Origin of the sequence: Nocardioides abyssi (assembly GCF_030412915.1) — a bacterium.
GTDB classification, from domain to species: domain Bacteria; phylum Actinomycetota; class Actinomycetes; order Propionibacteriales; family Nocardioidaceae; genus Nocardioides; species Nocardioides abyssi.
In genome coordinates this window covers 1-279 of record NZ_JAUHJR010000151.1, presented here as the reverse complement: position 1 = coordinate 279, position 279 = coordinate 1, and the positions used below count along the sequence as shown (strand labels likewise).

The following is a 279-nucleotide window of genomic DNA, read 5'->3' as shown; positions in this document are numbered from 1 at the left end:
GTTGACTTCTCTTCGGAAGTGACAGCTGCTCTTCGTATCACTGATGGTGCTTTGGTGGTGGTTGACTGTATTGAGGGTGTCTGTGTGCAGACCGAAACTGTGCTGCGCCAAGCTCTTGGTGAGAGGATTAGGCCTGTCCTCACCGTGAACAAGATGGACAGATGCTTCCTTGAGCTTCAAGTGGAAGGTGAGGAAGCATACCAGACTTTCTCCCGTGTCATTGAAAATGCCAATGTCATCATGGCAACATATGAAGATGTGCTCCTTGGTGATGTCCAA

The 279-nt window shown here is 49.1% G+C and carries 1 protein-coding gene; it reads left to right on the top strand.

Annotated elements, in window-relative coordinates; translation table 11 throughout:
• On the top strand, positions 1–279 hold a 279-nt coding region (locus QWY29_RS20285; RefSeq protein ID WP_300963037.1), incomplete at both ends, for a GTP-binding protein.